We start from the raw sequence: 13,667 nt of genomic DNA, 5'->3' as shown, positions 1-13,667 counted from the left end.
TTAAACCTCTCCAACATTTCTCAGGTGTTTTCAATAAAAAGCCGCCCAAAACAGGTTTCCGGCTTGAATTATCGCGATTCATTTAAACAAATTTGGGGTGAAAGTCATTCAGAAATGCTGATCTACCTTATTGGCTTTATGGGTGCGGGTAAAACGACGGTCGGGTGTTTATTAGCGGAACAACTGAATCGTCCTTTTATTGATTTAGACGATGTGGTTGTCCAGCGTTCAACCCTTACTATCCCGCAGATTTTTGAACGATTCGGTGAAGCTTATTTTAGGCAGTTGGAGAGCGATGCGTTGTGCGATCTATCACAGCAAGATGGCAAGGTTATTGCAACCGGAGGCGGCATCATTCTGAGCGAACAAAATCGATCGATTCTGAAAGCGAGCGGATTCAGCATCTACCTTGATTGGCCGACTGAAATCCTCGCGCAACGAGTTCTTGCTGAAACCAATCGTCCCCTGTTGAGTGCTGTCCCAAAAGATCAATTGTTGTCGCATATCGAAACAATGTTGGCGCAACGCCGGCCATTTTATGAACAAGCCGATCTCATTATTCATGGTCAGCACCAAACTGGTCCTGCGGATATTGTGGCGCTTATTCTCGAAAGACTTCCATCGAACATTTAGAGAGGAGTCAAAACTCGAATGCGTATCTTGACGGTAAACCTAGGTCATCGAAGTTACCCAATTTTTATCGAGGTTGATAGCTTCCACAGTGCAGCGAAGGAGCTCGTGCGGCTTTGTGAGGCAAAAAGGTATGTGGTGATCACTGATGAAAATGTGAGCGAACACTATTTGGATCCCTTGGAACGAGCTTTGGCATCGGTTCAGGTGAACTGGTTGCCATATAAAATTGCCCCAGGGGAGCCATCGAAATCTTTGAACGTGGCCAGTCAGATCTATACCTGGCTTCTGGCGAATCAAATCCATCGAGACGATGTCATTATAGCTTTGGGCGGAGGTGTCGTTGGAGATTTGGCAGGTTTTATCGCTGCTACTTATTTACGCGGTCTGCGATGGGTACAAATTCCAACTACACTACTGGCCCAGGTCGATAGTAGCGTTGGCGGAAAGGTCGGGGTAAACCATCCCCTAGCAAAGAATAGCATCGGCGCGTTCTATCAGCCGCAAATGGTTTGGATCGACCCCGCAACGCTGAAAACTTTGCCAAAAAGAGAGATTTATAATGGTTTGGCCGAAGTTATCAAGTATGGCCTGATCCTCGATCGCGAGTTGTTCGACTTCTTAGAGGCCCATTGGGAAAAGATATTGACGCTTGAAAAACAGGATTATCTCACCCATGTTATTCGAACTTGCTGTCGTCTGAAAGCCACAGTAGTTGAACAAGATGAGCGCGAAAGCGATTATCGAAGGATTTTAAATTTCGGTCACACCATTGGGCACGCTCTGGAAAAATTGACCGATTACAGCTATTTCAGACACGGCGAGGCCATTGCCTGGGGGATGCTGGCGGCTGTTGGCTTGTCGCAGCAACAATGTGCTCTCCCTTCCGATCAAGCAATACGGGCAAATCAGTTAATCGATCGCATCGAAAAGCCGAAACTGCCAGCCGAAATCGATATGGAACCGATCCTACAAGTCATCCAGGGAGATAAGAAGATGACCTCGGCTGGATTGAAATTTGTTCTAATCCAGGCGATTGGGGAGTGTCGGGTCGATTTGATCGACCCAAATTCCCTTGCCAAGGGTATTCAAACAATTCTGACGCACAGTCGAGCGCGCTAATAATTTTTGATTTGGACTTATATCGATTTTTACTCGGCAAAGGCTTCGATCATGGCAGTATGAAATATGTTCGCTGCTGAGCCTTCAATATTGGGTGCCGATACGATACACATTGAACCAAATTAATGGAGCTGGAATGTTTCAGATTTTGATCATTCATGGCCCAAACCTAAATCTTTTGGGGGAGCGGGAGCCAGAAATATATGGTGCAACAACGTTGGAGCAGCTTAATGCTATGTTGTGTGAGCGGGCAGCGCAATTGGGAGCAACATTGAAGTTTTTCCAGAGCAATTGTGAGGGAAAACTTATCGATTTTATTCATGAATCTCGGCGCTGGGCGAATGGTATTATTATCAATCCCGGGGCATTGACTCATTATAGTTACAGCTTAAGGGATGCCATCGCTGCGGTGGACAAGCCGACCATTGAAGTGCACCTCTCTGATATTCATCATCGTGAGCCATTTCGCCGCATTTCTGTGATTCGAGAAGTATGCATGGATCAGATTTTTGGTCGAGGAATACAAAGCTATCTGGATGCCCTCGAACTCTTGGTAAAACATCTAAGCGAGACAGCGAACAATGAGCAATTATGAAATTTGTTTTCAGGGCGAGCATTACGCATTTAGCGAGTTAGCTGCAAAGAAGTTTTTGGGCGAATCAGCCGTATGTCATCCACGTGAGACATTCGAGCAGGTCTTTCAATCCGTAAAAGCCAAAGATCCAACATTAGGAATCGTGCCAATCGAAAACACTTTGTCCGGCAGCATCCATCAAAATTATGATTTGTTGTTGGAGAATAGCGTGCGGATTGTGGGCGAGGTCAATCTCCGCATCGAATTGAATCTCATTGCCGCCCCCGGGGTATCGATTTCGCAACTTAAAACCGTTTATTCCCATCCCGCGGCTATCGGACAATGTCGGAATTTCTGGAAGCGCTACCCCCAGATTGAGATCGTGCCCACCTACGATACTGCTGGCAGCGTCAAAATTATCGCAGAGCGAGATCTAAAAGAGGCGGCAGCCATCGCCAGCTATCAGGCGGCCAAAGATTATGGCATGAATATTCTATTGAGCGAAATCGAGGACTATCCAGAGAATTATACCCGATTTTTGATTATTTCCACCGAGGAATTTCATTTTGGGGAACCCAACAAGACATCGATCGTGTTTGCCACGCGACATATTCCTGGGGCATTGTTCAAAAGCTTAAGCGTGTTCTTTCTGCGGGACTTAAATTTGCTCAAGATCGAATCCCGGCCACTTCGCGGCAAGCCGTGGCAATATATCTTCTATCTGGATTTTGAGGGATCATTGGCGCAGCAAAGTTGCCAGAATGCCCTTCGCCATCTGGAAGAGATCACCGAATTCATCAAAGTGTTGGGATCGTATCCCGCGGCGACTTAATCGACTATCTTCCCATTTCAGGAGCTTGCTAATCTCAGCTTGTTGCTGAACATCTGCCATAGGCCAGTTGATAAAGCATCTCAGACTTTCACGCTGACAACCAGGCCATCGCGCAACGGGACGATCATAGTGACAAGATCTTTGCGACTAAAGGATAGCTGATTGAACTTTTTCACCCCCTCGGTATAAATATCACCCGTTGCGTCAATCACTTTTCCGTCCCAGAGGCCATTGTCAGTGATGAAAATCCCGCCGCTTCGCAAGCGTGGGATGGCGAGATCCAGCGTTTCTGGATATTGCTCCTTGTCCACATCATTAAAAATGATATCGAATGGGCCAGCAAATTGTAGCAGAATATCCTGCGCTATGCCCACATGGAACTCTATCTTGTGCTCAATTCCTAACCGTTTGAAATAGCCGATCGCTCGCTCGCGATTCTCAGGGTCGCTATCAGTGCAGATGATCCTACCATCATCAGGCATCCCCATGGCAAACCACACTGCCGAATAGCCGTACCCTGATCCCATTTCAAAAATTCGCTTGGCTCCACTCACCAGCGCCATTTGCCGCAAAAATTGACCGCACAACGGACCAATCAGCGGAAAATTTCGCTCAATTCCATACTGATACATTTCCTCTAAAACTTCATTTTCTTTCGGCAACAGATCGAAAATATATTTCTCTAATTTAGGATTGACGATTTCCATAAACTATGCTCCTTTAGAATGAATCATTTTTTTAGGCTTCAGCAAAAGTTATATGATTTGAAATATAAGAATCAGACCTACGAATGAAGGAATCTTATAACCCATCATCTCTCATGATGACGCAGACTATTGTGCCCGCAGCATTGGACTTGACATATTCGACGTCCTTTTTATTTTGCGCATTTCGACTTAATAACACCAAAGGGGTGAACAATTTACCTTAAAGTTCCAATAAAGTTCCCGTCGATTAATTGGTCGGACTCAGAGACCGATCGCTTCAGTCATCAGAGGCAAATTTATTAGAGGGACATGGATCGCTCTGCATGTGGTAAAAGAGGGCTAGTCGTGGCTTGCCCTGAGAGAGCTAACTCAAAATGCTCGCATGAATTTTAGCAGCTATTTCTCCTGCCGGTTTTTTTCATTGATTTCGTACAATTCACTTGGCAGCTATTACATCCTCTCGGTGATGAATAGATCATAGGCTGCGAGTATCAACATTGTCGGGGTTTGGCGATGATCTCTCGGATCTCCAAATCGAAATAATTGTGCATATGCGCTGGCTTCAACACAATGGCCGAATCAGCGCCTTTGCTCGTTCCAGCGATGGCAACTACTTCCCGATCGGTTGGAATCAATCCCGCATCCGCTGCCATGATGGCTATCTCGACGCATACTTTTATTCCCTGTCCCAGTTGGCGCAAAGTATAAGCAATAATTTCTGTATGGCTGATGCCCTTGAACTTGTTGGAGATCGAGCGTCCGACACCGCTGAGCGCATGAGAGCCGAAGAAAACTCGCACGCCTTTGCTTTCTAAATCCTTTCGAGTCGCCTCAGAAAATTTTTGCTCATCACCGCCCCAAAAGCCATAATGCTCGCCGATGCACACAATAGAAACATTTAGATCCTTTAGTGCATCCCAGACCTTCAGCGCCGTTACACCGGTTGTCGATGCGACTACGACGTGCTGAATATTTAGCTCCTGAATTCGCTTCTTCGCAGCCTGAATAACCAATTCAGTATTCTGAGTCCCCGGCTTTTCAAAATAATAAATTTCTTTGACAACCATTTCACATCATATTCCCTAAATTGAATTGTCCTTGGTTTAGTCCAATTTTTTGATCATGATGTTCCGAAATTCAACCTTCGATCCATGTCCCAAGAATCCAATATGCCCTTTCTTGCGCTTCAAACCAGGATGGGCTTTGCCATCCATTGGGTGTCTGAGCATGTCCAGATTCACGTCTACAATGGTCTCGCCGTTTAAATTGACGGTGATTTGGTTTCCCTTGACAATCACCTCCTGAAAATTCCATTCACCGACTGGTTTTTGAAAACCCCGTTTGGCTGGAACCACCCCATAGATTGAGCCATGGTACTGGTAAGGTTTCAAGTCGCGATATTGCTCGGCAGAGTCATCGAGGATTTGGAGCTCCATTCCGACGTACGCAGCATCGCCCTTCAAGGGGGAACGGATGCCGAGGCCATTATTAGCGCCTGGAGTGAGCTTGAATTCAAATCGAAAAATAAAATCGCTGAACTGTTCTTTCGTGAACAAATTTCCGCTGCCGTGCTCCAAGCACACGATTTTTCCATTTTCAATCATATAGCTATCGGTTGCGCCGGTCCAGCCTTCGAAATTTTTCCCATTGAACAAAGGACGCCAATCGGATTTGCGAGGAATTTCTTTGATAAAAATGTTTCTGAAAAATAGCGGGGTATTGTGCGCTTGCAGCTCAATTTGTCCGTGAGGATAAATGGGCTTGTTTCGCTCCCAGTAATTTTCCATGACGACCTGATCGACCACTAATTCGCCGTTCAGATAGACCGTTACTTGATCATCGATTATTCGGATATGAAAAGTATTCCATTCCCCAATCGGCCGATCAGCGCATTTCAGCGGTTTGTTAGGGTGCTTCTGGTTATTGTACAATCCACCCGAACCTTCGGGCCATTGCGCAGGGTCCCAGATTTGCACCTGGGGACACCCTCGGAGATAGATGCCACTATCTCCGTTCTTCTGAATCTTCCAATCCACCAACAGCTCGAAATCGCCATAATCCTTCGCCGTGCAGATATGATGAAATCCTTCACCATCGAACACGAGGACTCCATCTACCACTTTCCAATGTGCGCGCATGATCGAGTCCGCAATTGCCTGTTCTTTCGCAAGCTCCTCAGGTGACATCTGACTTCGTTTCACAGGATCGCCTACCAAACCTTTCCATCCAGTCAAATCTTTTCCGTTAAAGAGCGGTACAAAACCCTCTGGTGGAGCTTGAACAGTAGGGTAATTAGGCAAATTGGGAAGAGGAGAAACATCCGTCGGAAACACGGCGATGCAAAAAGATAAGATGATAACCCACCGAAACATTTGCTTGTTGATCGGCATTTTGCACTCCACCTTTAGATAAAATTGGCTGCTCGACAATAATAAACAGATATTGAATCAATGATTCTGACTCCTGCGGATGCATCTTGGCGTCAACCTAGGGGAATACATGAGGAGAGGCTGTCATTCTGAGGAGCGAAGCGCGAAGAACCCCTTAATAAATGCAAACGCTTTCGCTAAATCAGGAGATTCTTCTCTCCCTTCGGTCGCGCAGCATGAGATAATGCTCTTAGGTTGACGCTAACATGCGGATGTTAGAGTCTTCTCTCTGCAATAGATTAAGAACTTCAAATATATCTGCCTTCGCAGGTGTATGACCTCGATGTTGCAAACTATCTGAGTTTGCAGAAATCTAATAGGCCAAAATCAAAGGTTTGTTTTCCAGCTAAATGAGGCGTGATACCGAAGCGTCCCGAGCCTACCTCACTAATCAATGGGACGAATTCGAATATTGCGATACCAAACCTCCTCACCATGGTGTTGCAGCGCGATGTGCCCCTCACTGGCGCGCGCGAATCCAGCAAATTCTTTGAACTTGCTTTCCGCAATCAAACTTTGCAATTCTTCGCTTCCCAATTCATATTCCAAAATTTTGACATTGTTCAGCCAATGCTCAACATGATTGCCTTGAACAATTACTTTTGCTTTATTATATTCGCCAACAGGCATGAGCGCTTTGTTGGTGGGAGCAATCAGTCCATAGAGTGCTCCCGCTGAGGTCCTTGGGTCCAGGCCATCGCGGTGGAGACTATCGTCAAGTACTTGCATTTCTGGGGCGGATTGCCACACCGCTGGGTACTCTTCAGTCACCCGATAGAAGATCCCGCTATTGCCACCAGGAGCCACCCGCCATTCGGCCTCCAGTTCAAAATTTTTAAACTTCTCTTTGGTGATGATATCGCATTGATCGCCGCCAACCACAGTCTTCAACGAGCCATTTTCAATGACCCATCCACCGCTTGGAAAATCCTGCCGCTGAAAACCGCGCCAGGCGCCGGTTGAGCTGCCATTGAATAGCACGATCCATTCGGACTTTTTTGCACACCCCAATAATGCCGCTCCACCGATCAATATGGCCAGGAATAAATGCAGGAATTGATTTTTATAGGACATGGTTATCTCTCCTCAAACGTTGTGATGCTTCGAATGTATTCCAATCCCTTTGAAATCGAAGGGGATGGATTTAGCGCTTCGGCTTCGTTTTCGTGCTCGACGACCAGATATCCCTTGTAGTCCTGTAATGTCAATTCAGCCAAAATATCATGGATATTGGCGACACCCTTCCCGAATGGGACATCATAGGCATCCCGAATGCCGAATTCATTCAAATCTTTCAAATGGATACTTAAAACTCTGCTCTTCAACAAGCGCAACGCTTCCACAGGGACGACGCCAGATCGCAGCCAATGCCCGGTATCAGCGCAGGAGCCAATTCGCTTATCCAGGTTTTTGACGTATTTCCACACCGTGTCTGGCAGGGCATACCGGGACGGCTGGGGATGATTGTGGACTGCCACTTGGATGTCGTATTCCTGAACCAGTTTTTCGACCAATGGAAAATCTTCAAATTCTGGTTCCGCCATGATCGTGGTGATGCCCATCGTTTTGGCAAAATCGAATACTTTTCTCATGCCTGCTTCATCTTTGCCCAGATCCACCACGCCGTAATTAACCAGTGTAATCCCCATTTCGTTCAGCTTCTCTTTTACTTTTTGCAATTGTTCATCGCTGAGATTGTGATCGAAACGAAGATCGGGCTGATCGCTGCTGAGCGTTTGCCCTGGATAGGCCTCAAGATATTTGATCCCCAGCGCTTTAACCTTCTCCAGTGTCTCAAAAAAAGTAAATTTGCGAAATGTCCAGGACTGGACCGCGATGGGGAACGGTTTGATTTTAACGGATTGATACTCGGTTGTTATTTGCTCAAGTTTTGATGCGGGTCTATCTTTCTTTGTACAAGAAAAGAGAACAATCAATATGCAAAGGGATGATAGGAATGTTTTCATATTTTACCTCAATTTTGAAGATGTAGTCCACTTCTAAAGTGGACTACATCTTTTCATTTTTGATGTCATTTGCTGGGATTCCACTCTCCTTTTGCCACAGCAGGGGTGAAATTATCCAGCCCCGGCGGTGGGAACGGGATGGTTTTTTCTTGTTCAGCGCTCATGTAGGCCGTCATCAATAATTCAGTGACATTGACACCATCGGCGAAGTTCTCCATCGGGCGCTTGCCAGCCAGGAAGGATTGCACCATGTGGCGATTTTCAGCCTCATAACCGTATTCTGCCTCCTCGCTACTGACAATCGGCATCAATCCCATTTCGGCGTTCTGTTTTTCGACCAAATCTTCACCTGCCTCACCTTTCACGTTGCGACTGAAAAACACCTTTAGGCCCGAATCTAAGGTATTAATTTGCAGCGCATATTCAGGTCCCAAGAGTTCCATAGTGAGCCGCAGGCCTGCGCCCACATAGCACCAGGACGTGGTTGTTTCCACCACCAATTTATTTCCTTTTTCATCTTGATATTCGACGAGTGATCGGGCAAAGTCCTCTGCCGGCCGTTTCGTGTAATCCAATTTTCCATTGCTGTTTTTCGCTAAGATTTTTGCGTAATGGGGATCCTGCCATTTCAAGCAATTGGTGTAAGCAGTGACTTTAATTGGTTTAAGCACATTGCGATCCGCTCCTGGGGGCGTGAGCATAAAGCGAGCGGCCTCGACTGAATGGCACATCATGTCATTCAGAACTCCGCCACCTTGCAGCGAGCCTTCCCAGAACCAGGGCATATGGGGACCGCTGTGCTCTTCGGCGGCACGAGCCAGGTAGGGTCTGCCCGTCGTGGCAACACCCCGTGCCCAAACGATCTCTTTGCCGCGAACGACTGCTGGCGAAAAACATTGATTCTCTAAATAACCATCCAATAAGCCAGCTTTTTGGACCAGTTCCAACATTTTCTTCGCCTCAGCGACATTTCTGCCGAGCGGCTTTTCGCAACAAACACCGATCAGCTCGCCTTTGCCGCTTTGAACTGCATGAGCAATTTCTTCCATCACTTCGATGCGGGTGAAATTGGGCGAGCAAATCCAAATGGCATTGATTTTAGGATCAGCCACCATCTCGGTAATGGTTTTATAAGGTTTGGCTTCGCCCACGTTCAATTTTCTGGCAAGGGCAGCAGCTTCCTCAGCAGTTTTGTCATTGCGCGCTCCCACAACGCCCAAAACATCTGCATCACGGACGCCAACAAATGAGCGGATATGAAATTTTCCAACAAAACCGCCACCGACAAAGCCGACGCCTAAAGGTTTTTTGTGCATATTTGGCCTCCTTGATAAGAATCTTTTTTCTCCCACAGAATTGGAATGCCATAGAAACGAAATGAAGAGATTCGGTGGGATTTCATTTCTATGGGAGAGTGTTCATTCTTCAGCTCGCTATATTATCTATGAATTATTTAATTTCCTCTTTTAAAGTGGTCGTGGCAATATTCAGAATCGATCCCGATTCCTAATTCCCCAGTCGCCAAATTACCTGCTTTTCACTTTTTCATCCCTAAAAAACAGCATAAAAATCACGGCACACAAAATTGTCAATATAGTCGGCACGATAAAAACCTTCGTCCAATTGGTGCCAGCATCAGTTGTGAACAATTTCTGAATCCAACCTGAAAAATTGCTCCCGACAAAATTGCCGAATCCGAGAATGACGATGGCGATCAGACTCTGGGCCGAGGCTCGGATGTCAGCGGGGGCGACTTTGTCCACATAAATATAGGCGGCGACAAAGAAGAACACATAACAGAAGCCATGCAGTGCCAGCGAAGCGATTACCAGCCAGGAGGGATAGCCGATGGAAAAGATAATGTAGCGAATGGGCCAGGCTAAGATGCCGAACACCATGGTTTTTCGGATGCCATATTTCTCAATCACCCAGGGCAGCAAGAATGCCATCACAAAAATCTCGGCAATCTGGGCAATGACCATCACCCCAGAAACGGCCGATTCTGCCACGCCAATCTTCGTCGAGGTTAAAAATGGAGAGGTCAAAACATAATAGAATTGCAGCTCGGTGGCGACCACAAACGAGATAATGGCAAAAATCAGGAAATTGGTGTCCTTGAGCATTTTGATGGCTTCTAAAAATGCCCAGGGTTTAGCAGCTTCTTTTTTGGGCGGCGTGTGCGGCAACTTGAATGACAGGAGCCCCATGATGATCGAAAAGACACCTGCCAGAAACAGCGTATCGCCCTGCAAGCCAATGGCGGGGGTCGATTTAGCCAAGGTACGCCAAACCATCAAGATCACTCCTGCTGCGATCCAACCGATGGTTCCCCAGACCCTAATTGCGCCGAATTCTTTTTCTGAATTTTTTAAATTGATGAAGGCGATGGAATTGGTCAAGGCAAGAGTAGGGGCGTAAAAAACGCAATAGATGAACATCAGCCAGGCCAGAGCAGTATAGTCGGTAATAAAGGACATGGCAATCAACAATCCGCCGCCGATTAATTGTAAGAACATGAGTACATATTGAGTAGGAAAATAGCGGTCAGCAATTTGTCCACCAATGAATGGTGAAATGATCGTTGCCAGCGGCAGCAGGCTATAAATGAAGCCGACCTGGGTTCCGCTGAATCCCAGATTGTTCATTAAATAAGCAGACAGCACAGGCGCCCAGGCGCCCCAGATAGCATATTGCAGAAACATCATGATGCTGAGCTGGATTTTGGCAGCAGTAATAGACTTTGGATTATTCAGATTTTCACCCATAAATTGACCTTTCCTTTTTAGTTCACGCGTAACCGCTAAGGAGCAAAGAAATGATTGTTGATCTTTCTGCATCTTAGCGGTTATATCTGTAAATTCCAAACTCCAAAACCCAAATCCCAACCAAATCGCAAAACTCACTTTTCCCAGCTCCAAGCACTTATTGATTCGAAAGGGTTTGAAAATTGGAATTCGGCCATTGACTATTGTTAGATATTTGGAGTTTGGGATTTGGTTATTTTTTCAATTCAAACAATCTTCCTCGCCACAGGATCCCATTCCACCTTTCGTCCCAGCAGATAGGATTGAGTCGCCATATGGCAGGTGATGGCTTCTTGGAATCCCTGCTCGACATCGCACTTGGGCTTTCCGCCATTGCGGATGCAATCCAACCAATCTTTGATGTGGAGAAAAGTTGTATCCACCCGTTTGCCTTCACGATAGGTATAAAGCAGGCCACGGCTGGCGAAATATTTCTGAGTGGCGGAAGTAATGGCATCCACTCCTTTGGCACCAGGGGTATAGGTGAACAATGGCAGCGATGGATCGATCATGCCTTTATCGATTTTCTCTTTATAGCGGGTGGATTCCCGATCCGCATAGACCTCCAGGTCCCAACCTACGCGCAATGACGCATCATGCCCCATGATCAGCTTACCGCGCTCCTTATTGCTGGCTAAGGTGGCGCTATAAATCAGGGTCAGGTCGCGGTCTGGGTATTCAAAAACGACGTTAAACACATCAGGGACATCGCGCATTTCCGTCATCTTATATTCATCTTTTTTAGGCCAGGACTCATTGAAATAATAAATTCCGCCCGAAGCGACCGCTGTTTTTGGAATACCCAATTCCAGAATCTGATTGATCGCATCAAATTCGTGAGAGAGCAGGTCACCCGAAAGCCCTGTCCCGTAATCGAACCAACAGCGCCAGCGGAAGAAACGTTCGAGACTGAATGGCACTTTATGAGGCGCAGGCCCTTGAAAAAGTTCCCAATCGATCGTCTCGGGGCTACCCTTTTCGTGAATTTCATAATACCACGCACCATCGGGGGAATTACGGTTGGTGGTCGTTTCGACCAGCGTGATCTTGCCCAAAATATTCTTCTGGATTAGCTCTTTGGCTTTCTCATGGCTCTCTAATTGTCGGTTCTGATGGCCTAATTGAAAGACGATGTTAGAGTTTTTTACAGCGGCGTACATTCTATGCGTTTCTTCTTCCGTTCGCGTCATGCATTTTTCGCAATAGACATGCTTGCCTGCTGCCACAGCATCGATGACCATCTGCGCGTGCCAGTGGTCAGGTGTCGCGATGATGACAGCATCAACATCTGGGCTATTGAGCAGGTCCTGATAATGTCGAAAGCGCTTTGCCCCAGGCAAAGGTCGAGAAGCACCCCCAGGACGGAGCTCATTTTTAGCAGCAGCCAGCCCCCGTTCCGCTCGAACATCGAATACATCGCACACAGCGGTGAGAACCACATTCAGATCGTCCTGATTCAACCAATCGCGCAGTCCGGTATGCAACTTGTTCTCCTGCGCTTTTTTCCGTTGTTCTTCGATCCAATCCGGATGGGCAAAGCCGGCCGCGCGAATCAGGCTCTCGCCCCGGCCACCGTTGCCGATAATTCCCAGACGAATCGTCTCACTCGGCTTGCCAGTGATCACTGCTGGGGCAGAAGGCTTAACAGTTGGAGCTTGTTCTGCCGGTGATATCGGCTTGATGCCAAGTTCCTCTAAAATCGCTTGTTTTTTAGTGCTATCTTTGGAGCGTTTCACCAGGAATGCATAGATGAAGCCTCCAAAAATCGGCAATGTGGCCAAGCCTTTCAGGATATCCCTTCGTTTCACTCCAGTTTTTTTGCTGGAACTCAACTCTATTTGTTCTCTTTCGTTTTCCTGACTCATTGGATTTAGCCTCCTCATGTTTAAAAAGCTCGATAAAAAATTTTCGATTTAATCATTCCTCAAGGCAAATTTATCACTTTGATGATTCGGATTGATGCACACATGTTATCTCTCATTTTTTGAAAAACAATGCATCGAAACCGATCTTTTTGCCTGTTGGAAAAACTGCCAGGACCAACAAAGCAGCGGCTTCGATTAGCGTCTTGTTGATAATTAGATAGCTTCCCTCGCTCGGAATCGAGTAGCTCAAGCCAACTAGCGGAGGCGTTGCAAGATAATATAGCAGCAATAACACCAGGCCCGCGATCGTGGCGACTTGAGTCAATATCCCAGCAATCAGCCCAAGGCCGATTGCGACCAGTCCCCATTCGTTCAAAAAATCAACGACCTTTAATGCCGTGGGATTCGCAACGATGGATTGAAACCAGCCAGAGAAAATCCACTTCGATTCCATCAAATAGCTTGCCGATGACCAATAGGGATTTATGAGTTTTGAAATGCCCTCATAAAGCAGATGCCAACCGATCATCATTCTTAGAATCACTAAAGCAGTCAATTGGAAGGTCGAGTAATTTGCGAGCTTATTCTTGGGCATATTTTTCCTCCCGTAAACTGAATTTAAAAATTCGTTGATGGATTCAATACTGATAAGCGCTGCAAATGCATAGCTACGGATTTCGGTTTATATAAAAAGCACATGAAGTTAAAATGAGAGAAATTGGATAGTCTGCGATGGA

At 46.4% G+C, this 13,667-nt stretch carries 12 protein-coding genes and 1 pseudogene; 4 read left to right on the top strand and 9 right to left on the bottom strand.

The window, feature by feature from the left end; all coding sequences use genetic code 11:
• The first annotated feature begins 63 nt into the window (after positions 1–63).
• The 4 genes from ONB37_15525 (at position 64) to pheA (ending at position 3,158) form a co-directional block, all read left to right on the top strand.
• Positions 64–633 (top strand): shikimate kinase, encoded by a 570-nt coding sequence (locus ONB37_15525; GenBank protein MDZ7401565.1) that lies wholly within the window; start codon positions 64–66, stop codon positions 631–633.
• Between the two features lie 18 nt (positions 634–651).
• Entirely contained in the window at positions 652–1,752 is a 1,101-nt protein-coding gene (aroB, locus tag ONB37_15520) for a 3-dehydroquinate synthase (protein ID MDZ7401564.1), read from the top strand.
• Between the two features lie 136 nt (positions 1,753–1,888).
• Complete coding sequence (gene aroQ, locus ONB37_15515) at positions 1,889–2,347, top strand: type II 3-dehydroquinate dehydratase (GenBank protein ID MDZ7401563.1); 459 nt, start codon at positions 1,889–1,891, stop codon at positions 2,345–2,347.
• Entirely contained in the window at positions 2,334–3,158 is an 825-nt protein-coding gene (pheA, locus tag ONB37_15510; protein ID MDZ7401562.1) for a prephenate dehydratase, read from the top strand. Before aroQ ends, pheA begins: the two co-directional genes overlap by 14 nt.
• A gap of 80 nt (positions 3,159–3,238) precedes the next feature.
• Here the strand turns inward: pheA and ONB37_15505 are convergent, their stop codons facing one another.
• From ONB37_15505 to ONB37_15465, 9 genes and pseudogenes are all read right to left on the bottom strand, one after another.
• Positions 3,239–3,865: an O-methyltransferase gene (locus ONB37_15505; GenBank protein ID MDZ7401561.1), complete on the bottom strand. Its 627-nt coding sequence runs from the start codon at positions 3,863–3,865 to the stop codon at positions 3,239–3,241.
• A gap of 491 nt (positions 3,866–4,356) precedes the next feature.
• A complete protein-coding gene (locus ONB37_15500) occupies positions 4,357–4,932 on the bottom strand; it encodes a hypothetical protein (GenBank protein MDZ7401560.1) in 576 nt (191 codons plus the stop codon).
• Positions 4,933–4,968: 36 nt separating this feature from the next.
• Positions 4,969–6,132 (bottom strand): annotated as a pseudogene (locus ONB37_15495) (DUF1080 domain-containing protein).
• 549 nt (positions 6,133–6,681) lie between these two features.
• On the bottom strand, positions 6,682–7,368 hold the full coding sequence (locus tag ONB37_15490) for a DUF1080 domain-containing protein (GenBank protein ID MDZ7401559.1): 687 nt from the start codon (positions 7,366–7,368) through the stop codon (positions 6,682–6,684).
• 2 nt (positions 7,369–7,370) lie between these two features.
• Positions 7,371–8,261, bottom strand: coding sequence for a sugar phosphate isomerase/epimerase (locus ONB37_15485; GenBank protein MDZ7401558.1), 891 nt, complete (start codon positions 8,259–8,261; stop codon positions 7,371–7,373).
• Between the two features lie 65 nt (positions 8,262–8,326).
• Positions 8,327–9,577: a Gfo/Idh/MocA family oxidoreductase gene (locus ONB37_15480; GenBank protein ID MDZ7401557.1), complete on the bottom strand. Its 1,251-nt coding sequence runs from the start codon at positions 9,575–9,577 to the stop codon at positions 8,327–8,329.
• Between the two features lie 210 nt (positions 9,578–9,787).
• Positions 9,788–11,026, bottom strand: coding sequence for an MFS transporter (locus tag ONB37_15475; protein ID MDZ7401556.1), 1,239 nt, complete (start codon positions 11,024–11,026; stop codon positions 9,788–9,790).
• 245 nt (positions 11,027–11,271) lie between these two features.
• On the bottom strand, positions 11,272–12,930 hold the full coding sequence (locus tag ONB37_15470) for a Gfo/Idh/MocA family oxidoreductase (protein ID MDZ7401555.1): 1,659 nt from the start codon (positions 12,928–12,930) through the stop codon (positions 11,272–11,274).
• A gap of 112 nt (positions 12,931–13,042) precedes the next feature.
• Positions 13,043–13,525 carry a DoxX family membrane protein gene (locus ONB37_15465; GenBank protein MDZ7401554.1) on the bottom strand — a complete coding sequence of 161 codons (483 nt, stop codon included), beginning with the start codon at positions 13,523–13,525 and terminating at the stop codon, positions 13,043–13,045.
• Positions 13,526–13,667: the final 142 nt, after the last annotated feature.

The sequence above is a fragment of the candidate division KSB1 bacterium genome (genome assembly GCA_034506395.1).
Lineage (GTDB): Bacteria > Zhuqueibacterota > Zhuqueibacteria > Thermofontimicrobiales > Thermofontimicrobiaceae > Thermofontimicrobium.
The sequence above is the reverse complement of the archived record's forward strand: the minus strand, read 5'-3'. Positions and strand labels throughout refer to the sequence as shown.